At 73.4% G+C, this 21,471-nt stretch carries 20 protein-coding genes; 4 read left to right on the forward strand and 16 right to left on the reverse strand.

Annotated features, from left to right (window positions below):
• Window positions 1-214: 214 nt before the first annotated feature.
• Complete coding sequence (locus tag GL259_RS28800) at window positions 215-418, forward strand: hypothetical protein (RefSeq protein WP_159536206.1); 204 nt, start codon at window positions 215-217, stop codon at window positions 416-418.
• Entirely contained in the window at window positions 393-1,061 is a 669-nt protein-coding gene (locus GL259_RS28805; RefSeq protein WP_159536207.1) for an aminotransferase class III-fold pyridoxal phosphate-dependent enzyme, read from the forward strand. The genes GL259_RS28800 and GL259_RS28805 overlap by 26 nt, the downstream gene beginning before the upstream one ends.
• Before the next feature lie 379 nt (window positions 1,062-1,440).
• On the opposite strand, the gene GL259_RS28810 is transcribed toward GL259_RS28805, so the two are convergent.
• Window positions 1,441-2,871, reverse strand: coding sequence for an endo-1,4-beta-xylanase (locus GL259_RS28810; protein ID WP_159539055.1), 1,431 nt, complete (start codon window positions 2,869-2,871; stop codon window positions 1,441-1,443).
• A 929-nt stretch (window positions 2,872-3,800) separates the two neighbouring features.
• Between GL259_RS28810 and GL259_RS28815 the strand changes: the two genes are divergently transcribed.
• A complete protein-coding gene (locus tag GL259_RS28815; RefSeq protein ID WP_159536208.1) occupies window positions 3,801-5,225 on the forward strand; it encodes a non-reducing end alpha-L-arabinofuranosidase family hydrolase in 1,425 nt (474 codons plus the stop codon).
• Here the strand turns inward: GL259_RS28815 and GL259_RS28820 are convergent.
• Window positions 5,144-5,509, reverse strand: coding sequence for a DUF397 domain-containing protein (locus GL259_RS28820; RefSeq protein ID WP_159539057.1), 366 nt, complete (start codon window positions 5,507-5,509; stop codon window positions 5,144-5,146). The two genes, GL259_RS28815 and GL259_RS28820, sit on opposite strands and share 82 nt — an antisense overlap.
• The gene (locus GL259_RS28825) at window positions 5,506-6,186 is read right to left on the reverse strand and encodes a DUF5753 domain-containing protein (RefSeq protein ID WP_208026652.1); all 681 of its coding nucleotides are present in this window, start codon (window positions 6,184-6,186) and stop codon (window positions 5,506-5,508) included. Before GL259_RS28825 ends, GL259_RS28820 begins: the two co-directional genes overlap by 4 nt.
• Before the next feature lie 166 nt (window positions 6,187-6,352).
• Between GL259_RS28825 and GL259_RS28830 the strand changes: the two genes are divergently transcribed.
• Window positions 6,353-7,072, forward strand: a complete 720-nt coding sequence (locus GL259_RS28830) for a phosphatase PAP2 family protein (RefSeq protein WP_159536209.1) — start codon at window positions 6,353-6,355, stop codon at window positions 7,070-7,072.
• Window positions 7,073-7,074: 2 nt separating this feature from the next.
• Here GL259_RS28830 and GL259_RS28835 read toward each other — a convergent pair whose 3' ends face one another.
• From GL259_RS28835 to GL259_RS28895, 13 genes are read right to left on the reverse strand one after another with little or no spacing between them, the layout of a single operon-like run.
• Window positions 7,075-8,400 carry a glutamate-1-semialdehyde 2,1-aminomutase gene (locus GL259_RS28835; RefSeq protein WP_159536210.1) on the reverse strand — a complete coding sequence of 442 codons (1,326 nt, stop codon included), beginning with the start codon at window positions 8,398-8,400 and terminating at the stop codon, window positions 7,075-7,077.
• A gap of 7 nt (window positions 8,401-8,407) precedes the next feature.
• Entirely contained in the window at window positions 8,408-8,959 is a 552-nt protein-coding gene (locus tag GL259_RS28840) for a dTDP-4-dehydrorhamnose 3,5-epimerase family protein (protein ID WP_159536211.1), read from the reverse strand.
• Window positions 8,956-10,194 carry a polysaccharide pyruvyl transferase family protein gene (locus GL259_RS28845; protein ID WP_159536212.1) on the reverse strand — a complete coding sequence of 413 codons (1,239 nt, stop codon included), beginning with the start codon at window positions 10,192-10,194 and terminating at the stop codon, window positions 8,956-8,958. Before GL259_RS28845 ends, GL259_RS28840 begins: the two co-directional genes overlap by 4 nt.
• A complete protein-coding gene (locus tag GL259_RS28850; protein WP_159536213.1) occupies window positions 10,191-11,147 on the reverse strand; it encodes a glycosyltransferase family 2 protein in 957 nt (318 codons plus the stop codon). The genes GL259_RS28845 and GL259_RS28850 overlap by 4 nt, the downstream gene beginning before the upstream one ends.
• A complete protein-coding gene (locus GL259_RS28855; protein WP_159536214.1) occupies window positions 11,144-12,439 on the reverse strand; it encodes a hypothetical protein in 1,296 nt (431 codons plus the stop codon). The genes GL259_RS28850 and GL259_RS28855 overlap by 4 nt, the downstream gene beginning before the upstream one ends.
• Complete coding sequence (locus GL259_RS28860) at window positions 12,436-13,719, reverse strand: DUF4910 domain-containing protein (protein ID WP_159536215.1); 1,284 nt, start codon at window positions 13,717-13,719, stop codon at window positions 12,436-12,438. Before GL259_RS28860 ends, GL259_RS28855 begins: the two co-directional genes overlap by 4 nt.
• Window positions 13,707-14,732, reverse strand: a complete 1,026-nt coding sequence (locus tag GL259_RS28865) for an NAD-dependent epimerase/dehydratase (RefSeq protein ID WP_159536216.1) — start codon at window positions 14,730-14,732, stop codon at window positions 13,707-13,709. Before GL259_RS28865 ends, GL259_RS28860 begins: the two co-directional genes overlap by 13 nt.
• A 3-nt stretch (window positions 14,733-14,735) precedes the next feature.
• Window positions 14,736-15,383 carry a PIG-L family deacetylase gene (locus GL259_RS28870; protein ID WP_159536217.1) on the reverse strand — a complete coding sequence of 216 codons (648 nt, stop codon included), beginning with the start codon at window positions 15,381-15,383 and terminating at the stop codon, window positions 14,736-14,738.
• On the reverse strand, window positions 15,380-16,189 hold the full coding sequence (locus tag GL259_RS28875; protein ID WP_159536218.1) for a glucose-1-phosphate cytidylyltransferase: 810 nt from the start codon (window positions 16,187-16,189) through the stop codon (window positions 15,380-15,382). The genes GL259_RS28870 and GL259_RS28875 overlap by 4 nt, the downstream gene beginning before the upstream one ends.
• Entirely contained in the window at window positions 16,186-17,436 is a 1,251-nt protein-coding gene (locus tag GL259_RS28880) for a class I SAM-dependent methyltransferase (RefSeq protein WP_159536219.1), read from the reverse strand. The genes GL259_RS28875 and GL259_RS28880 overlap by 4 nt, the downstream gene beginning before the upstream one ends.
• Window positions 17,433-18,707, reverse strand: coding sequence for a glycosyltransferase (locus GL259_RS28885; RefSeq protein ID WP_159536220.1), 1,275 nt, complete (start codon window positions 18,705-18,707; stop codon window positions 17,433-17,435). Before GL259_RS28885 ends, GL259_RS28880 begins: the two co-directional genes overlap by 4 nt.
• A gap of 2 nt (window positions 18,708-18,709) precedes the next feature.
• Window positions 18,710-19,942: an O-antigen ligase domain-containing protein gene (locus GL259_RS28890; RefSeq protein WP_159536221.1), complete on the reverse strand. Its 1,233-nt coding sequence runs from the start codon at window positions 19,940-19,942 to the stop codon at window positions 18,710-18,712.
• 1 nt (window position 19,943) lies between these two features.
• The gene (locus GL259_RS28895; protein WP_208026636.1) at window positions 19,944-21,458 is read right to left on the reverse strand and encodes a right-handed parallel beta-helix repeat-containing protein; all 1,515 of its coding nucleotides are present in this window, start codon (window positions 21,456-21,458) and stop codon (window positions 19,944-19,946) included.
• Between the last annotated feature and the right edge of the window lie 13 nt (window positions 21,459-21,471).

The following is a 21,471-nucleotide window of genomic DNA, read 5'->3' on the forward strand; positions in this document are numbered from 1 at the left end:
GCGTCCGCGCTCGTCCTCCACCAGCGGTGCCGAAGCCGTTGTGCACCGGCCCCCGTCCCCTCCTGAGCCCCGCGGGCACCCCGGCACCCACGTCGGACGGGGACGAACACGAGCGTCCTCGCCACCCTGGAACCCGAGGTCCGCGGCTACAGCCGGACCTGGCCCACCGTCTTCACCACCGCCCGCGGTGCCGAACCGCGGGACGCGAAACGGGATGACGCTCGGCGCGCTCGCCGTCACCGCCGACCCGGACAAGCGCGCCGGGGCCGGCGTTCCGCTGCCGCACACCGTCGCCATGCCCTTCGACGACCTTGCCGACGACGACGAGCGGGCCGTCACCCGGCTGGTCCAGGCGTGGGGGGACCGCGGCCGCCGACGGGCCGCTCGCCGCCGTGGTGGCGGAGACCGTGCAGGGTGAGGGCGGAGTCCACCCGGCCCGCCCGGCCTGGCTGGAGGCGCTCACCTCCGGGGTCCGGGCGCACGGCACCCTGCCGGTGGTCGACGACGTTCACACGGGCTGCGGGCGCACCGGTCCGTTCTTCTCCTTCGAGACGTCCGGCGTCGTGCCCGGCCTCGTCCGCCTGTCCAAGCCGACCGGCGGTCACGGGAGGCCCGCGGCCCTCACCCCGATGCGCCCCGAGTACGACGTGTGGCGTCCCGGCGAGCACAACGGCACCTTCCGGGGCTGCAACCCGGCGTTCGTCACCGCCACCCGGGCACTGGAGGTCTCCTGGTCCGACGGCGCGCTCCGGGCCAGGACCGCCGTGCTGGGCGAACGGGTGCGCCGCTCCCTCAGCGAGACGGCCCGCCGCCACGGACTCCCCGCCCCGCGCGGCCGGGGTCCGGCCTGGGGGCTGCCCCTCGACCACCCGGGTGCGGCCCGCGAGGTCTGCGACGCCGCCCACCGGGCGGGGCTGCTGCTGGAGACCGCGGGCCTCCAGGACGAGGTGGTCAGGCTGCTGCCGCCGCTCACCGTGACGGACGGGCGGATGGAACGGGGTCTCGTGGTGCTCGACGAGGCCGTCGCGGCCGTGGCCGGTGCCCGGGGCACCGCGGCGTGAGCGGGACCTCGTCCGCCGGAGGGCTCACCCGCGTCGTAGCCGCGCGTCCGCGGGGGACGACGACGCCCCGTGAGCCGGAACCCGACGACGTCCACCGCGTCGCCCCTCGTCGTCCGGAGCGGCGATCCGGGGAGGGCCCGTCGGGCGAGTCCCCTCCCCGGCCGGCTGCGAAGCCGCCGGGAGCGACGGTGACGATCACCGCGTCCGCCCGGAACAGTGGTTCGCCGGCGCCGGATCCGCCGCGGCGAGCACGCCGGACGCGAGGGTCGCCGCCACCACGGCGGCGACCCGGGACCGTCAGCGATGTCTTCCTGGAGGGGCGGGGGAAGCCGCCCCGTGAGCCGTCACCGGTGCGCCCTCTCGCTCGGGGCGGGCCCCGTCAGGTGCGGGTCCAGCGTTGGTTGCTGCTGTTCGAGCAGGAGTAGAGCTGGATCAGGGTGCCGTTGGCGGTGCCGCCCCCGACGGCGTCGAGGCAGAGGCCGGACTGGACGCCGACGATGGATCCGTCGGAGTTGAGGCGCCACTTCTGGTTGTCGCCGCCCCAGCAGCTGTAGATCTGGACCTTGGTGCCATTGCCGGTGCCGGCGGCGTCCAGGCACTTGTTGCCGTAGACCCTGAGCTCGCCGGCGTCGGTGTGCGTCCACTGCTGGTTGGTGCCGCTGTGGCAGTCCCACAGCTGGAGCTGGGTGCCGTCGGTGGTGCTGCTGCTGGGCACGTCCAGGCAGCGGCCCGAGCCGACGCCCTTGATCTGTCCGCCGTCCGCGGGCGGTGTGGTGGAGCCGCCGTTGAGTGCGTTGAGGACGGCGGTGTACGCGGGCTTCTTGCTGCCGTCGTTGTTGAACAGCAGCGGCGTGTCCCCCGACCGCCAGGAGTCGCTGTCGCGCACACCCCAGACGGTGATGCCGAGGCAGCGCGGGACGGCCAGGCAGTCGTTGACCACGTTGGCGTAGGTCGAGGCCGGGGCGCCCTGGATGTCGAGTTCGGTGACGGCCACGTCGACGCCGAGGGCGGCGAAGTTCTGCAGGGTGGTGCGGAAGTTGCTGTTGTAGGGGCTTCCGCTGTTGAAGTGCGCCTGGAAGCCGACGCAGTCGATCGGCACGCCGCGCGACTTGAAGTCGCGCACCATGTTGTACATGGCCTGGGTCTTGGCCCAGGTCCAGTTCTCGACGTTGTAGTCGTTGTAGCAGAGCTTGGCCGCCGGGTCGGCCGCGCGCGCGGTGCGGAAGGCGACCTCGATCCAGTCGTTGCCGGTGCGCTGCAGGTTGGAGTCGCGCCGGGCTCCCGAACTGCCGTCGGCGAAGGCCTCGTTCACGACGTCCCACTGGGCGATCTTGCCCTTGTAGTGGGCCATCACGCCGTTGATGTGGTCGATCATCGCCTGGCGCAGTGCGCTGCCGCTGAGGTTCTGCATCCAGGCGGGCTGCTGGGAGTGCCAGGCCAGGGTGTGGCCGCGCACCTGCTTGCCGTTCTGCACCGCCCAGTTGTAGACGCGGTCGGCGGCGGTGAAGTTGAACTGGCCCCGCTGCGGTTCGGTGGCGTCGATCTTCATCTCGTTCTCGGCCGTCACCGAGTTGAACTCACGGTTCGCGATCGAGGTGTAGGTCGAGTCGCCCAGCTTGCCCGAGGCGATGGCGGTGCCGAAGTAGCGGCCGCTCTGCGCCGCCGCGGCGCCGAGCGTGCTCTCGGCGGCGTGTGCGGTCGGCGGCGCGACCAGTGCGGTGACCACGCCGAGGACGCCGACGACCAGCGTCAACAGCAGGCCGCGGATCTTCCGACGGACAACGGGTCTGGGGAGGGCGTACGAGCCCATGACTGTGGCCTCCAAGGTAGGAATCACGGAAGGACTGGAGTGCGGGATCGCGTCGTCCGTTCCCCTGCGGCAGACGGACGGACGGGACGGGCCCGGGCGGCACGGAATCACCGGACACCGTGGCCAGGGGGCATGACGATCTTCGACACGGACACGGGGGGTACTCCATCGCGGCTCAACCGGGGGACCGCCATGCGGCGTCGCACGGCTCTCCACCTGCGTGAGGAGCCGGGATGCGCTGGTGCGAACCTCACCGGAACGAAACGGGCGGTGCGGGTGCTCTGGTGCGCGGATCTGCAGTGCGGTGGTGCGGGGACCTGCCGTGCGGCACGGATGACTCAAGGCCGATGTGGTTCGGCATATCGATCTGCGGCCGGTTTCCCAGACAGGAATGATCGAGGCGTTGATGACGCATCGTCAATACTCTCCGCAGGAAAAGTTTCTGTTCCTGATTCGAAACTTTCGAGATGTCGATGGGTCGGCCGGTGAACCCCCGGGCATCGTCGTCGGCGGCGCCGGCAGCGCCCGCGAGCTCGCTCGACCCCGGTGTCGAGCAGGGGTGATTCAGTCATCTGACGGTGCGGTGTGTGTCATTCCGGGCGCAGGCCCTACGGAATGTTTCGAGTTCGGCGGCGACGCGTGCGAGGGGTATTGACCTCGCTCGCCGGTTCCTTATCATTCGGACTGCTCGATAATTCGATCAGTATTCGATATATCGAACACGCTGAAGTCGCTCCATCGCACAGCAGGGCATCTCCCGGTCCCCCGGACGCCGAGCCGCAAGGAGCCTGTCGCATGCGCATGTCATGTACTCATCATTCACCCTCCCGCCGTCGCGCGCCGCCGGCCGCCCACCGCACCGCACCGACAGTCCGGACGGCCTCCGACGAGGCCGGCCGGAACCCCCTACTCGAGGTTGGGAAGTCCCCATGCGCAGAAGAATGTTCCGCCGCAGGCACCCGTCCGCGGTGCTCGCCGCCGCGGTCGCGACCCTGGCCGCGCTGGCGGCGATGCTCGTCGCCACCCCGGCCCAGGCGGCCGCCAGCGGCGCCTTGCGCGGTGTCGGTTCGAACCGGTGTCTCGACGTGACGGGCGCCGGCCAGACCGACGGCACGTACCTGCAGATCTACGACTGCTGGAGCGGGACCAACCAGCAGTGGACGTGGACGGACGGCAACCAGCTGACCGTGTACGGCAACAAGTGCCTGGACGTTCCGGGCCACGCCACCACGGCCGGCACCCGGGTGCAGATCTGGAGTTGTTCCGGCGGTGCGAACCAGCAGTGGCGGGTGAACTCCGACGGCACGGTCGTCGGCGTGGAGTCCGGGCTGTGCCTGGAGGCCGCGGGCGCCGGCACGGCCAACGGCACGGCGGTGCAGATCGGGACGTGCAACGGCGGCAGCCACCAGAAGTGGACCGGCCTGTCCGGGACGCCGCCGACGGACGGCACGTGCTCCCTTCCGTCGACGTACCGGTGGACGTCGACGGGTGTGCTGGCGCAGCCGGCGAACGGGTGGGCCGCGGTGAAGGACTTCACCACCGTGACGCACAACGGCAAGCACCTGGTCTACGCGTCCAACGTGTCGGGGTCGTCGTACGGCTCGATGATGTTCAGCCCCTTCACCAACTGGTCGGACATGGCGTCGGCCGGCCAGATCGGGATGAACCAGGCCGCGGTGGCGCCCACGCTGTTCTACTTCGCGCCCAAGAACATCTGGGTGCTGGCGTACCAGTGGGGTGCGTGGCCCTTCATCTACCGCACGTCGAGCGACCCCACCAACCCCAACGGCTGGTCCTCCCCGCAGCCGCTGTTCACCGGGAGCATCTCCGGCTCCGACACCGGCCCGATCGACCAGACCCTGATCGCCGACGGCCAGAACATGTACCTGTTCTTCGCCGGTGACAACGGCAAGATCTACCGGGCGAGCATGCCGATCGGGAACTTCCCGGGCAACTTCGGGTCGTCGTACACGACGATCATGAGCGACACCAAGGCGAACCTGTTCGAGGGCGTACAGGTCTACAAGGTCCAGGGCCAGAACCAGTACCTCATGATCGTCGAGGCGATGGGCGCGAACGGGCGCTACTTCCGCTCCTTCACGGCCTCCAGCCTCGGCGGCTCGTGGACCCCGCAGGCCGCGAGCGAGAGCAACCCCTTCGCGGGCAAGGCCAACAGCGGTGCCACCTGGACCAACGACATCAGCCACGGTGACCTGGTCCGCAACAACCCCGACCAGACCATGACCATCGACCCCTGCAACCTGCAGTTCCTCTACCAGGGCAAGGCCCCCGACGCGGGCGGCGAGTACAACCGGCTGCCGTGGCGGCCCGGTGTCCTCACCCTGCGGCGCTGACCCTCCCGGTTCACGGTGAGCGTTCCGCGCGTTCGAGGAAGGCGGACGACGCCCGCCCCGTGCCGGACGGATCCGGCACGGGGCGGGCGTGGAGGCCGGTCCCGGGCGGCGTAGGCGACGAAGCCGCTCCACGCGGTGGGGGAGAGGGCGGGGCCGGGACTCCGCCGGTCCTCGGAGTCCCGGACGTGGATCGCCTGCGTGCCCTGCGCCACCTCGACGCAGGCGTCGCCGCCGGAACCGCTGGAGCTGCTCTTGAACCGAGCCCGTTCGTCGGTGCTGCTCAGGGCGCTCCGCGCAGTCGCTTCCGCGGGCCCCTGGAGTCGTCGGAGGCCAGAGCCTGTGAACGCAGCCCGGCATACCGCTGGAGCAGGATGCCGACCTCCTTCGGGGCCGGGATCGGCATCCCGCCGCGCTGTCCCTCCGCGTGGCCGGACCACTTGTTGTCCGGCGGTTCCGGGAGCACCGACGGGCCGTCGAACCCGGCACGGTCCGGCCGGTGGCGCGGCATGATCTGCAACTCGACGCTGAACTGCGACGACCGTTCCAGGAGGCTGTCGAGCAACTCCCGCGTCACGTCCGGGCCTCCGGTGCCGCGCTCGAGCAGTGCCTGCTCGACGATGAGGCCGAAGGTGACCGGTGGCCTGCGGCCGAACAGCCGATGACGCTCCAGCCGGGCCGTGACCTGCTCGGTCACCTGCTCCTCGTCCTTCCCGGGCGGGACGCTCCCCGTCGCCGCCCGCGCGCAGCGTTCCGTCCGGAGCAGGCCGGGAACCACCCGGCACTGGTAGGTCCACAGGGTCACCGCCTGTGCCTCCGGGCGGGCCCACGGCCGGAACCGACTCGCCGGCCCCGCCCGCCGGGACGGGCGCGGCGCGGACCTCCGCGGCGCGCCCGTGCCGCCGGTCGCCTCCTCCGCGCGCTCCACGAAGTCCCGGCCGGGCATCCGGCGGCCCTGTTCCACCGAGGCCACCGTGTGCTTCGGGAAGCGGACCAGGTCTCGGCCGGGAGGTCCCGGACCGCCTCCCCGTCGGCAGGACGGTCGTCGCCGCACCGGACCCGCCCGGCCGGCGCGGGGGAGTTGTCCACAGGGCGGGGCGTCCGCCGGGCGCGGCGGCGATGATGGACCCATGGGGGAAAACCTGACCCGGCCGGCCCGCGACGGGCGTACGGACGGTCCGCCGGCGCGCGCGGTGCTGCCTCCGCCGCTGCGCGCACGGCTCGGGCCGGTCGCGGTGCTCGGCGCGCTGGTGGCCGTCGTGCTCGGGCTCCTGTTCGCCGGGGACGGCGGGCCCGGCACGGTGGACGCGCGGATCGGGGCGGCGGCGGACGGCACGGGGGCGTGGTGGCGGGACGTCGCTCTGGCCACGGACTTCCTGGGGGAGCCGGTGGGCGCGGCGACGCTGGTCGCGGCCGCCGTGACGGGCTGCCTGCTGTTCCGGCGTCCTCGCGCGGCGGTGCTCGTCGTCGCCGGCACCGGCGCGAGCGTGGCGACGACGAAGCTGCTCAAGCCCCTCGTGGGACGCACCATCCACGACGGGAGCCTGTCCTACCCGAGCGGGCACACCGCCTTCCTCACCGCGTTCGCCCTCGTGGTGGCGCTGCTCGCGGCCGGCCGGCTCGGCCTCGGCAGGACGGCCGGCACCTCACTCGTGCTCGCCGCGGCGCTGGCCGCCGGCGCCGCCATGGGCTGGGCGCAGGTCGCCCTGGGCGCGCACTACCCGACCGACACCCTCGGCGGCTGGTGCACCGCGCTGGCGGTGACACCGGCGACCGCGTGGCTGGTCGACCGGACGGCCGGCCGGCGGGGCGACCGGCCGGCCGACGCCGGCCGGCCGGAGCCCCGCTGACGTCACACCGAGCGGCGGAACACCGGCTTCACCGGGCGTCCGCCCAGCCAGGGGGTGGGGTCACCGGCGTCCAGCGCCTTCCGGTACACCGCGCACGCCTGGGCCACCACGTCGACGGTGTGATCGATGTCGGCGTCGTCGAGCGCGCTGCTCACCACGAACGACGGGGCCAGCACCCCGCCCGCGAGGAGCCGGCGCAGGAACAGGGTGCGGTACCGCTGCGACGGCTGCCCGCGCTCGTCCAGGGTGGCGAAGACCAGGTTGCTGGCCCGGCCCCGGACGACGACGTGGTCGCCGACGCCCATGCTCGCCGCGGCGTCGCGGACACCGGCGGCCAGCTTCTCGCCGAGGGCGTGCAGTCGCGCGGTGACGCCCTCCTCGGCATAGGTGGTCTGCACCGCCATCGCGGCGGCCAGCGCGTGCGTTTCCGCGCCGTGCGTGGTGGACAGCAGGAACACCCGGTCGCCGGAGTGGCGCAGCCCGCCCCGCTCCATCAGGTCGCGGCGCCCGGCCAGCGCGGAGACGGCGAACCCGTTGCCCAGCGCCTTGCCGAACGTGGAGAGGTCGGGGACGACGCCGTACAGGCCCTGGGCGCCCGCCTCGGACCAGCGGAAGCCGGTGATCATCTCGTCGAAGACCAGCACGCAGCCGTGCCGGTCGGCCAGTTCGCGCAGGCCGGCCAGGTACCCGGGCGGAGGCTCGGTGTGGGTGGCGGGTTCGAGGATCAGGCAGGCGACCTCGTCCCGGTAGCGGTTCAGCAGCTCCTCCGTGGCGGCCAGGTCCCCGTAGGGGAACGCCACGGTGAGGTCGGTGGTCGCCGCCGGAACGCCCGCGGACATCGGCGTGGTGCCGATGAACCAGTCGTCGACGGAGAAGAACGGGTGGTCGGCGCAGAGGGCCACGCGCGGGCGTCCGGTGGCGGCGCGGGCGAGGCGCACCGCGGCGGTGGTGGCGTCGGAGCCGTTCTTCGCGAACTTCACCATCTCGGCGGTCGGCACCGTGGCCAGGAAGCGTTCCGCGGCCTCGACCTCCAGGACGGACGGCCGGACGAAGTTGCTGCCGCGGTCGAGTTCCCGCCGCACCGCCTCGGTCACGCGGGGATGGGCGTGGCCGAGGCTGACCGACCGCAGGCCGGAGCCGTACTCGACGTAGCGGTTGCCGTCGACGTCCCACACGTGGGCACCGCGGCCGTGGCTGATGACCGGGGCCAGGTCCTCGGGGTACTGGTCGTCGCCCTTGGCGTAGGTGTGCGCGCCCCCGGGGATCAGGGCGTGCAGCCGCTCGTTCGCCGTCCGCGACCTGGGCAGTTCGAACTCTTCGGTGTCCACGGCGACCTCATCTCTCCCTGTGCTTCAGAACCTCGGCGAGGCTCGGCGCCTCCCGGTCCCGCCGGGACACCGACGTGACCGGCAGTGGCCAAGGGATGGCGAGCTCCGGGTCGTCGAAGGCGATCGTCACGTCCTCGGCCGGATCGTGCGGGCGGTCGATCCGGTACGAGGTGTCGGCGGTCTCCGTCAGGGCCTGGAAGCCGTGCGCGCACCCCGCCGGGACGTACAGGGTCGTCTGCGTCTCGCCGGACAGCTCGAAGGAGGCCCGGCCCAGGTAGGTCGGCGAGTCCGGCCGCAGGTCCACGACGACGTCGAAGATCCTCCCGTACGAGCACCGCACGAGCTTGGCCTCGCCGGCGCCGGAGCGCAGGTGCAGGCCGCGCAGCGCGCCCCGGACCGAGCGGGACACGCTGTCCTGGACGAAGGCGTTCGGATCGATGCCCACCGAGCGGACCACGTCGGCGTCGAAGGTGCGGCAGAAGAAGCCGCGCTCGTCGGCGTACGGCGTCGGCTCGAACAGGTACGCGCCGGCGATCGCCGGGACTTCGGTCACTTTCATGGGGTCTCCTGCCGGGCGTGGGCTCGGGTGCGGTCGGCCGCCGGGAACAGGGCCGCGGTCAAGGCGGTGAAATGGTCCTCGAGGCGCCGGGCGGCGTCCCGGTTCCGCTCGGCGAGGGTGTGGCGCAGCTCCGCCGATCGCCTCTCCAGCGCCCGGAACTGTGCGAGCAGCCGGTCGGCGTCGACCTCGCGGGCCGGGTGGCAGTACGCGCCCAGTCCCATCCGGGCCATGAGCGCGTCGCTCTTCGCCGCATAGCTGAGCGCGAGCGTCGGCGTCCCGGTCCTCAGCGCGCAGACCAGGTTGTGGTACCGGGTCGCCACCACGGTGTCGGCGGCCGCCGTCTCCTTCATCAGATCGGCCAGCGAGGCCGCCTCGGCGGCGGTGACCAGCGGCGAGTCCACCGCGTCGAGGACCGCGGCGACCACCGGCGCGTCGCACGCGTCGCCGGTGAGCAGCCGGACCGGCCTGCCGTCCTCGACCAGGGCGCGCACGAAGCGGATCGTCCCGTCGAGGTAGCGCCGGTGGATCTCCTCGGCCCGGGCGCGGTCGTCGTCGCCGCCGTGGAAGTCCATGACGCCGACGCAGACCCGGCCCGGCGGACCCGAGGGGGCGCTCGCCGGCGGGGCCGGCAGGGCGAACGCGAGGTCCGGGTGGACCTCGTCGCGCGCGGTGTCCACGCCCATCGCCCGCATCGCGTCGCGGGACAGGGTGTCCCGGTACGACCGGTGGGCGGCCAGCCGCGCCGACCAGCGCACCAGGGCCCGGGTCGGCCGGCTGCCGATCGGGGCGGCGCCGACACCGACCAGCGCGACCCGGGTGCGGAGCAGCCGGCCGCTCGCGCAGAGCAGGAACAGCGCGTACGGGAAGCCCCACGGCCGCAGCGGCAGCGTGGCCTCCAGGACGCCCATGCCCGGCACGATCACCACGTCGTGCCGGCGCACCCAGGCGGCGGTGCGGACGGCGTCGACGAGTTTGCCCAGGCCCTTCGCCGCGACCGCGCCCGCACGCGACGCGGTCCGGTACTCCCCGCGGTACCAGTGCAGCCGCGTCGCGGGGATCCCGTACCGGGCCGTGACGACCTCGGGGCCGCCGCACAGCGCGTCCACGGCCGCCTGCGGGTGCTCGGCGCGGAGGTACCCGAGGACGGCCTCGAGCGACCCGTCGTTGCCGAGGTTGCCGGAGCCGAGCAGGCCGAACACCCCGACGCGCACCGGGGTTTCGTGCGCGGACGTCATGCCCGCATCCCTTCACGGCCCTCACGGCCGGCGACGAGGGCGTCGACGGAGACACCGAGCCCGTCCGGATCGACCGGGGTGCGGTCCTCGACCCGCTCGCCGGCGCCCGGCCGGGCCCGGCTGGCCATCCACGCGGCCAGGTGGCGGTAGCAGGCGCGCCGGTCGGCCGGGGACAGCGGCGCCCGCCGGACCGCCGAGACGAAGCCCCAGACGTACTCGGCGAGCAGCCGGGGCGTCGGGTGCAGCGGGCCCGCCCGGCGCGGGTCCAGGTTGACGCACCGGGAGCGCTTGGAGGGGTTCGCCCGCTCGGCGCGGGTGGGGTGGTCGCGGCGGAAGTACAGCAGCTCCGGCACCTGGTGGAAGGGCCCGTGCAGGGCGATCTCGGCGACGAACGTGCGGTCCGCGTGGTGGTAGCTGTCGTGCGGCTTCACCCGGCGCAGCACGTCGGCCCGCATCACCCCGTAGAAGTCGTCGCCGCCGGGCTCGAACAGCATGCTGCGGAAGCGCTCCGGCGCGTGCGGCGAGCCGGTGGCGAGCGTGTACTCGTAGGGGACCTTCACCCGGCCGTCGCCGTCGACGACCGCCTGGTCGGCGTGCGCGAGGACCACCTCGGGCCGCTCGTCCAGCGCCTGGACGCAGCGCCGCAGCAGGTCCCGGGCGTACAGGTCGTCGTGCGAGGCCCACTTGAACAGCTCGCCGCGGCACTCGGTGAACACGTAGTTGTGGTTCGGCGCGGCGCCGATGTTGCGGGGCAGCCGGATGTAGCGGATGCGCGCGTCCCGGGCCGCGTACGTGCGGCAGATGTCCTGGGTCCCGTCCGTCGAGGCGTTGTCGGAGATGACCAGTTCGAAGTCCTCGTAGGTCTGGCCGAGCAGGGCGTCGAGCGACTCGGCCAGGTACTCCTCGCCGTTGTACACGGGCAGGCCGATGCTCAGCCGGGGCTGGGGGGTCATGACGTCCTCACTTCGCGGATGGAATCGTTGTGCTCGCGCAGGGCGGACCGCAGGTGCAGCCACCACACGGCCGAGCCGCAGACGGTCGCGGCGGCGACGCCCCAGGCCGAGCCGGCCGTGCCGGCCACGACCGCCCCGCCGAGCCCGCCGCCGACGTAGCAGGCGGAGGCGAACAGCTGGGCGCGCAGGCTGCGCCGGGCCGCGCCGAGCGCGCGCAGTCCGGCCGCCGCGCCGGTGCCGAGGCCGGCGCCCGCGACGCCGAGCGTGACCGGCACGACGAGTTCCGAGGCGGCGCTCCAGACGCCGCCGAGCACGAGCTCGCCGGCCCGGTCCGGCACCAGCAGCAGCGCCCCGCCCCAGAGCAGCGCGGCGACGGCCTGCCCGCCGCCCAGCACGAGGCAGAACGCGCCGACGCGGTGCGGGGCCCGCCGCAGCACCCGGGCCGTCTCCGCGACGGTGACCAGGGACAGCCCCATCAGCACGGCCATGAACGGACCGAGCAGCAGCTCGGCGCCCCGGACCACACCCACCGCGCCGACCCCGACGATCACGCCGAGCCCGTACGCCCGCAGCTGGCTCGCGCCGCTGTTGCTGACGTTCTCGACCAGGTACCGGTAGCCCAGGTCGCGGTGCTCGCGCACCCACGCGCGCGCTCCGGTGAGCCGGGGCCGGATGCCCGACTGGAGGCAGCCGTACACCGCGGCCACCGCGGCGGACCCGCCCCAGGCGAGCACGAAGGCGGCCACGCTGCCCACGCGGGCCGCCAGCACCAGGGCCGGGACGAGCGCGACGCCCCACACGAGGTCGTTGACGAACGCCTTCCGCCCGGCGCCGGCGGCGAAGAACGCGAACCGCCACGCGTCCTGGAGCAGCAGCCCCGGCAGGACGACACCGAGGCAGACGAACGCGGGCCCCACGCGGCCGCCGAGAGCGAGCCCGGCCAGCACGGACGCCGCGCCGAGGGCGGCACCGGCGCCGAGCGCGGCGCCCGAGGACCGGGCCACCGCCCCGCGCCAGGACGCCTCCGGCACGCCGCTGAAGCGCACCACGAGCGGGTCGGTGGCCAGTCCGCGGGAGACGTTGAGCACCACGCCGTAGGTCACCCAGGCGAGGCTGAACACGCCGAACGCGGTGACCCCCAGCGAGCGGGCCACGTAGACGCCCACCGCGAAGTTGCCGATGCTGGAGACCGCCTGGTCGGCCAGTCCCCAGGACAGCCGCCCGGCGACGGCCCGCCCGGCGGCCGCCGCCCTCGGCCTCGTCTTCCCCTCCTCGGTGGTCACCGGCGTCATGCCTTGATCAGCCCGGCACCGTGCAGGGCGTCGGCCGCGGCGGCGACGGTGTCGAACGGCAGCCCGGAGCGCTCGGCGACGTCCAGCAGACCGTGCTCGCCGTCGGAGAGGCTGAGCACCCAGAGCATGGCCATCTGGGCCTGCTTGGCGTCGCTGCGGCCGCCGAGCGAGTCGTACAGCCCGCGCCGGCCGAGCTGCGGCTCGCCGTAGGGGCTGAGGTTGACGTACCGCCGGTTGCGGTCCAGGACGGCGAACGCCTCGCGGCAGACGGCGAGCGTGTCCGCCATCGCCTCCGGGGAGACGAAGTCCAGGTCGTCCGCCGAGGTGTGGTACTCGGGGTAGTCGGCGTACGGGGTCCGGCTGAGCGAGCCCACGCCGAGATCGAACCCGGGCGAGCAGAACTGCCGCTCGTCGTAGCCGTACGGAGTGAACTCGACGATGCGGTGCGGCCGTTCGGAGGCGGCCAGCACGTACCGCAGCACCCGGTCGATCTCCGCGTCGCCGCGCCTGCTCCGCTTGTACGTCAGCTGCCCCGGGTCGCCGGCGCAGGCCAGCACCAGACCGTGCTTGACCCGCTCCACCCGCTCCCTGTTGCGGGCCAGCCAGGTGATCGCCCCGATGGTGCCGGGCGCGAAGACGAACCGGTAGGTGTAGTACGGCGTCCGCTCCGCCAGCGCCCGGGCCAGGAACGTCGCCACCGCGATGCCGGCCAGGTTGTCGTTGGCCAGCGACGGGTGGCAGACGTGGCAGGAGACGATCACCTCGTCGGGGACCCGCCCGGGGACCACGTGCTCGGCGTAGGTGAGGTGGCCGTCGGCGAGCGTGGAGTCGATGCGCACCTCGTACTCGCCGTCCGGCATCGCGTCCAGGGTCTCCTGGGCCAGGCAGAACCCCCATTCCGGCTTGTAGTAGCTGGTGCGGTACGGCACCCAGGACGGGTGCTCCGGCAGAGTGTGCAGGTGGCCGCGCAGCTCGGCCAGCGGCATGGTCGCCGACACGGGCACGCTGTAGCCGAGCACGTGCAGGCTGGACGCGGCGAAGTCGACGACCCGCCTGCCGGCGGCGTCGGCGATGTAGGCGTCCCGGATGTTCCACTCCTGCGGCACCGTCCAGTCGAGCACCTGCGTCCCGGTCGGCACCTCGTGCACCCGCAGCGGGACGTACTCGCCGACGATCTCCAGGGTGGCGCGCACCCCGTCGCCGGTGATGCTCCGGCACAGCGGGTACAGCCGCTCCACCAGCGCGTGCATCTCCTCGCCGTGCCCGGTCACCGGCGCCACCGCAGGGTGCCGTCGACGGCGCCGGCGTCGGACGCCGCGCGCAGCACGGCGAGGCGGGTGAAGCGCTGCTCGAAGTCCTCCCGGGCCAGCCCGTGTTCCCGGTAGGCGTCGGCGAGTTCGAGCGCGCCCTGCTTCACCGTCCACTCGCAGTCGAAGCCGGGCACCGCGGCGCGGAACCGGGAGAAGTCCACCCGGTACGACCGCGGATCGGCACCGGTCTCCCCGGTGATCACCACCTTCGAGCCGGACACCGCCTCGGCGACCTGCCCGGCGATCTCGGCGACCGTGACGTTGTTGGTCTCGCTGCCGATGTTGAACGCCCGGTCGTGCACCGCTTCCCGCGGCGCGGTCAGCGCGGCCGTGAAGGCCCGTGCGATGTCGGCGGCGTGCACCAGCGGGCGCCAGGGGGTGCCGTCGGAGAGCACCAGCACCTCGCCGGACAGCAGCGCGTGGCCCACCAGGTTGTTCAGCACGATGTCGGCGCGCAGCCGGGGGGAGTGGCCGAAGGCGGTGGCGTTGCGCATGTACACCGGGCTGAAGTCGCCGTCGGCCAGGGCGTGCAGGTCGTCCTCCACCCGCACCTTGGACTCCGCGTACGGCGTCACCGGGCGCAGCGGCGCGTCCTCGGTCACCAGCTCGTCGCCGCCGGCGGCGCCGTAGACCGAGCAGGTGGACGCGTACAGGAAGCGCCGGACCCCGGCGTCGCGGGCCAGCCGGGCCAGCCGCACGGACGCGTGGTGGTTGATGTCGTAGGTGAGCTCAGGCGCCAGCGATCCCAGCGGGTCGTTGGACAGCGCGGCCAGGTGGATCACGGCGTCCACCCCGGCCACGTGCTCGGCCGTGACGTCACGCAGGTCCACCCGGTACCCCGGCGGGTCCGCGGGCGCCGGGCCCAGCACGCAGTCGGCGAACAGGCCGGCGTCGAGGCCGACGACCTCGTGCCCGGCGGCCGCGAGGACCGGGGCCATCACGGTGCCCAGGTAGCCCTGGTGTCCGGTCAGCAGTACGCGCACGGGTCATTCCCCCAGGTCGAGAGTGAGTTTGGTGACGGCGAACGCCTCGGCGTAGCGCGCGTGGCATTCGATGCCGCGGATCCGGGCCAGCCCGAGGAAGGCCTCCCGGTCGTACCAGGGCCGGTGCCGCTGCGAGGGGTAGTGCTCCTGCAGCAGCCGCACCTTCCGTTCGGCGACCTCGGGCGACAGCGGCTGGTACGCCGCCGGACGGCCGAGGTCGCCGTCCCACTTGACGATCTCGTAGCCGAGCACGAGGTGGTCGCGGAACGCGGTGGTCACCAGCTTCGCCAGGCCGCGGTGGTCCTGGTGCGCGTCATCGGTGCGCGGGGCGAGCACGAGGTCCGGCTCGGTCCGCATCCGCAGCTCCTCGACCGCGGCCTTGGCCTCCTCCCAGTGCGCGGGCAGCCGGCCGTCCGGCAGCTTGTGCACGGCCAGCCGCAGGTCGGCGCCCGGGCAGAAGGCGGTGAGCGCGGCCTGCTCCTCCTGCTCCCGCTCGCCGCCGCCGCCGGAGAGCACCAGCGCGTCGACGCGGATGCCCGGCCGCGCGAGGCACATCGCGAGCAGCGTGCCGCCGGCGCCGATGGCGATGTCGTCGCAGTGCGCGCCCAGGGCGACGATCCGGTCCAGGCGCCCGGTCCCGAGCCGGATCACGCGGTCCTCACCCCGGCGTCCGCCCCCGCGCCGCCTCGTTCCCACACGGCCCACGGGCGGTCGCCCCGGGCGTGGGCGGCGTCGAGCGCGGCCCGCTCCTTCACGGTGTCGGTCGGCTTCCAGAAGCCGCGGTGCCGGTACGCCACCAGCCGGCCCTGCTTGGCCAGCCGGGCGCACCCGTCGGCGACCAGGTCCCCGTTCTCCGGGATGTGGTCGAAGACCTCCTGGCGGAGCACGAAGTAGCCGCCGTTCTCCCACAGCGGCAGCTCGCTCACCGCGGTGATGCCCCCCACCAGTCCGTCCTCGCCCAACTCCACGCAGTGGAAGGAGGACTGCGGCGGCACCACCATCATCGACGCGCCGGCGTCGCGCCGGGCGAAGTTGTCGATCATCTCCGGCAGCGGGGCGTCGGTGAGCACGTCGGCGTAGTTGGCGAGGAACATCTCGTCGCCGTCCAGGTGGTGCCGCACCCGGCGCAGCCGCTCGCCGATCGGCGACTCGATGCCGGTCTGCGCGAACGTGATCGTCCAGTCCGCTATGTCGGTCGACAGCAGCTCGGTCCGCCCGCCCCGCAGCACGAAGTCGTTGGACGTCGTCTCCTCGTAGTTGAGGAAGAAGTCCTTGATGTGGTGGGCCCCGTACCCGAGGCACAGGATGAACTCCTTGTGCCCGAAGTGCGCGTAGTAGCGCATCACGTGCCAGATCAGCGGGCGGGGGCCGACCATCGCCATCGGCTTGGGCACGTCGTCCGCGGCGCCGCTCCGCATCCGCATCCCGTAACCGCCGCAGAACAGAACGACCTTCATGCTGTGACCTTTCGAGACGCGACCTCGACAACGCTCAGTTCCGGGATGGGGAAGACGAGACGGCCGCCCCACTCGTGCACGAAGGACAACTGCTCGACCAGCTCGTCCCGCAGGTTCCACGGGAGGACGAGGACGTAGTCCGGTCTGTCGGCGGCTATCCGCTCCGGCGGCAGGACCGGGATGCGGGTGCCCGGGGTGAACCTGCCGTGCTTGTAGGGGTTGCGGTCGACCGTGTACGGCAGCAGGTCGGGCCGGATGCCGCAGTGGTTGAGCAGGGTGTTGCCCTTGCCCGGGGCGCCGTAGCCGACGACCGTCTCGCCGCGCTCGGCCGCCTCGATGAGGAACCTCAGCAGGTCCCGGCGCACCTTGGCCACCCGGGCGGAGAACTCGGTGTACCCGGACAGCTCCTGCAGCCCGGCGGCCTTCTCCCTGGCCAGCACGTCGGCCACGCGCGGGCCCGGCTCACCGGCCGCCTCGGCCGGCCGGGCCCACAGCCGGACGGAACCGCCGTGCGTGGGCAGCGGTTCGACGTCCACGAGCGCGAGTCCGCCGCTCGCCAGGGCCCGGATCGCGGACGCGACCGTGTAGTACTGGAAGTGCTCGTGGTAGATCGTGTCGTACTGGTTCTCCTCGATCAGGGTCAGCAGGTGCTGCACCTCGACGGAGACCCAGCCGTCGTCGGCGACCAGGGCGCGCAGCCCCCGGGTGAACCCGACCACGTCGGGGATGTGCGCGTACACGTTGTTGGCCACGACCAGGTCCGCCGGGCCGTGCTCGGCGCGGACGGCCGAGCCGGTGTCCGGGCTCAGGAACTCCGTGAGCGTGGGCACGCCCGCGTCCCGCGCCGCCGCGCCGACGTTCACCGACGGCTCGATGCCGAGGCAGCGGATCCCCCGGTCCACCACGTGCCGCAGCAGGTAGCCGTCGTTGCTCGCCACCTCGACCACGAAGGCGTCGGTGCCGAGACCCAGCCGCGCCACGGCGTCGGCGACGAACGTGCGCGCGTGCTCCACCCAGGAGGTCGAGTACGAGGAGAAGTACGCGTACTCCTTGAACGTCTCCTCCGGGGTGATCAGCGGAGGGATCTGCGCGAGCCAGCAGTCGGTGCAGACCCGCAGGTGCAGCGGGTAGGCCGGCTCCGGCCGGTCCAGTTGGTCCGCGGCGAGGAAGCTCTCGCACGGCGGGGTCGCCCCCAGGTCGACGACGCTCGCCAGCGCCGCCGAGCCGCAGAGTCGGCATCGTGTCATCTACTGCCCCCATCCCTGCTCGCGCGGGTGCCCCGCCGCGAGCCAGCGTTCCTGTTCCCTACCGGCGGCGCGCCGTCCCCGCCGCCGGACCGACCCGCGATCGCGGTGCGGTACCCCTCCACCAGGCGCTCCAGGCCGACGGCCGGGCTGAACCCCTGCTCGTAACGGCGCCGGGCCGCCCGGCCCATCTCCTGGTTGCGGTCCGGCCCGGCCGTGATCCGGCGCAGGCAGGACGCGAGCGAGGCGGGCTCGCCCGGCCGGTGCAGCAGCCCGGTCACCCCGTCCTCGACGAGCTCGACGAAGGCGCCGTGACCGGCGGCGACGGCCGGGACCCCCGCCGCCATCGCCTCCACGACCACCAGGCCGAACGCCTCCAGCCACGTCGAGGGGGCCACCACGGCGACCGACCGCGCGAGGGCCTGCCGGCACTGGGCCGGGTCGTACAGGCCGACGTACCGCACGTCGTCCCGGCCCGCCGCCCAGGCGGTCACCTCCCGCTCCAGCGGTCCCGCGCCGGCGATCACGAGCGGCACGCCCACCCCGCCGTCCGCGGCGATCTCGTCCCACGCGGCCATGAGCAGCCGCACGCCCTTGGCCTCCGCGAGCCGACCGAGGTAGAGCAGATGCTCGCCGGGCCCCGTGCGGCAGGCGCCCGGGTCGGGCACGAAGTTGTGCTTCACCGCCAGCCGCTCGGCCGGCATGCCGGCCCGCACCAGGACGTCGCGCTGCGCCGCGGAGATGCAGAAGAACCGCTCCACGCCGGACCACCACCGCCGCCGGTTGACCGACAGGCTGACCGCGAGCGGCACCGTCGCCAGCCGGGAGCCCCGGTAGCAGCCGTGCCGGACGGCGGGCAGCGGCGCGGCCCCGACGCACTCGGCGCACGGCCGGCCGTCCCGCTGCAGCGTGCCGGGCGGGCAGACCTGGGTGTAGTTGTGCAGCGTGGCGACGGCGGGCACGCCGGCGTCGGCGCAGGCGGCCAGCACCGCCGGCGACAGGAGCGGGAAGACGTTGTGGACGTGCACCACGTCCGGCCGCTCGGCGCGGAGCCGGGCGGCGAGCTCCGAGCGGACCGCCGGGTTCCACGGCACGAGGAGCGGCACCGCGGCCTTGGCCGGCAGGGACCGGGCGGCGATGTCGTCGCTGCGCCGCTCGAACACCTCGACCCGGTGGCCGGCCCCGCGCAGCAGCGCCACCTCCTGGTCGACGACCCTGTTCTCCCCGCTCGGCTGCGCCGAGGCGTAGCGGTTGTGCACCACGAGGACGTGCATGCTCAGGTCACCTCCGTTCTCCGGGCCCACTGCGGGACGCGTCGTCGCGGGACTTCGGGCGCCGGCGGGGGAGCGGCCGCGGCGGGCGCCGCCAGCAGCGAGGCCGCCACGGCCAGGTGCAGCAGGTACGGCGAGGCGTCGCCCAGCCCGGCCTCGGTGTACGACGCGATCGCGCAGTAGCTGATCAGGAAGATCGCGCAGGCCCTCGACAGCGACGGCGGCCGCAGCAGCGCGACGCCGCCCAGCACGACGACGGCCGCCGCCACCAGGACGACGCCGGTCGTCCCCTGCTCGTGGTAGACGGCCAGCCAGCTGTTGTCGATCGGCAGTCCGCCGAACGACTTGTCGCCCAGACCCGCGCCGAACAGGTGCTCCGAGGTCGTCCGGGGCGCCGCCAGCAGCGCGTCCCAGACCTTGGCCCGGCCGGTGAGGCTGGTGAAGTGCTCCTGGCTCTGCCCGCGCAGGAACCACGCCCGCAGCGCGGAGCCGAACCCCACCGCGGCCACGGCGCTGCACAGCACCGCCCAGGCGAAGAACCGGCGGGCGGCGGCGCTGGTCGGCACGAGCGAGCCGATCGCCAGCACCAGCCCGACGAGCAGCCCGAGGGTGGCCGTCCGGGTGTGGGTCAGCGCGAGCAGGACGAGGGCCGGCACGACGACCAGCGCCGCGCTGCCCCGGTCGGTCCGGCGCCCCAGGAGGAGCAGCACGGTGAGCCCGGTGATCACCGCGGCGTACTGTCCGATCTGCGGCGGGGTGAGCGGCCACAGCGCGCCGACCAGCCGCCCGCCGTAGAGCTCGGGCATGGCGGCGCCCGGTGAGACGGCCAGGCCGGCGGCCACCGACCCGAGGACCGCGAAGTACATCCGGACGTGGTGCCGGACGAACGTCGTGCCGCCGTCCCACCAGCGGCTGAGCAGCCACAGCGTGCCGACGAAGAGAGCCAGCCGGGCGCAGCGGAACAGCGCGCCGAACCCGGAGTCCAGGTCCGCGCTGGAGATCACGCTCGGCACCAGCAGCAGGGTGAGCAGGAACAGGTAGGCGCTCGGCCGGACGCGCGGCCGGAGATTGACCGCGAGCGCCAGCGCGAACGCGGCGACCAGCGCGCCCATGGTGACCATCTGGATGAGGGAGCGGGGCAGCGGGACGACGGTCCTCGCCCCGGCGGAGCCGAGGGTGTTGAGGACCAGCAGTCCCCAGGCCGTCCCGACGATCCTCGGCGTGTGGTCCGCGCCCACCTCAACCACCGTCCCCCGCGCGGAAGGTGCTGCCCGCGTCCTGCCGGTACGGCGCGCCCTGCCACTGCCCGGAGTCGAGCGTCCGGCTCGGGTCGTGGACGACGAACGTCCACGGTCCGACGTAGACGTTGTCGTGCCAGCGGTTGTGCTGCTTCAGGGTGATCGCCTCGGCCACCCGCTCGCCCTGGTACGGCGACCAGTCCGGATAGGTGCCGTAGTTGGCCAGCACCGCCATCCGGTCGCACTTCACCGTGCAGTCGACGACGGACTTGTCCAGCACGAAGCGGTTGCCGTGGATGTCCACCCGCTGGGTCTTCCACCGGCAGTCGGCGTAGAGGGGTGCGGTGGCGATCGCCGGCTGCGCGCAGCGGTCGGCGTCCTCCACCAGCAACGTGCAGTCACCGGACGAGGTGTTGGCCGGGCTGTTGCAGAACCGGTCGGCGTTCTCCCACAGGGTGATCCCGGACCAGTTGTCCTCCAGCACGTTCCGGTGGATCTCGATCCTGTCCGTGCGGGCCCGGATCCGGGGCTCGCCGCCGGACTCGGACAGGTAGACGGTCGCGTACGGGAAGCTGTCGCCGCGGTCGGCGTACCTGCGGCCCTCGACCCAGTTGTTCCGCCGGATCGTGTTCTTCCGGATGACCGCGTTGTAGCTGGTCTCGTAGATCAGCGCGGCACCGTCGTTCTCCTCCAGCACGTTGTCCTCGATGCGGAAGTCGTTGTTGTTGGTGTCCGCCCACAGCCCGGCCCCGCGGTTGTCGTGCACCCAGTTGCCGCGTACGTCGGCGCCGTCGACGGCCCAGAACTTGACGCCCCCGGTGCAGCCGCAGCCCGGCCGCCGCCGCTCCCAGTCGTCGGTGTTGTTGCCCGTGATCTCGTTGCCCTCGAGCACCAGGCCGCTGATGCGGCCGCCCGCCTTGTAGGCGTTCATGCCGTACTGGCCGTTGTCGCGCAGGCAGCTGGCGCGGACCTGCTGGCGGGCGCCGGCCATCAGCCCGGCGCCGGAGTTGTCCCGGATCGTCGCGTGCTCGATCACCCACCCGTCGGCCGAGTCGTGGTTGACCACGCCCTCGTCGTGCGGCGCGACGAAGCCCTGCACGGTCAGGTGGCGGACGGTGACGTCGCGGGCGGTGCCGCCGAACGCGTACTGGTTGGTCCTGCGGCCGTCGAGCACCGCGCCCGGCGCGCCGAGGTAACGGTTCCCCTCCTTGGGGACGACCTGGGCGTAGCGGTCCGGCTCGAGCCTGTGCCTGCCCGGCCGGAGCCAGAACGTGGTGTTCGGGGGGTTGCTCCTGGTCTTCGCGGCCAGGTCACCGGTCACCGCGGGATCGACCGTCACCGCGCCCGCCGGCGCCTTCGCCGGCCCGGCCGCGGGCTCGGCGCACACCCGGGCCACGGACGCGGACGGCGCGGCGGTCGGCTCCGGCCGCGCGTCCGGCGTGCCCTCGCAGCCGGTCGCCGCCAGCAGGGCCAGCGCCAGCGGTACCGCCGGTGACAACGCCCCGCGCCGCCACATGATCCCCACGCGT

The sequence above is a fragment of the Streptomyces sp. Tu 3180 genome (assembly GCF_009852415.1).
Lineage (GTDB): Bacteria > Actinomycetota > Actinomycetes > Streptomycetales > Streptomycetaceae > Streptomyces.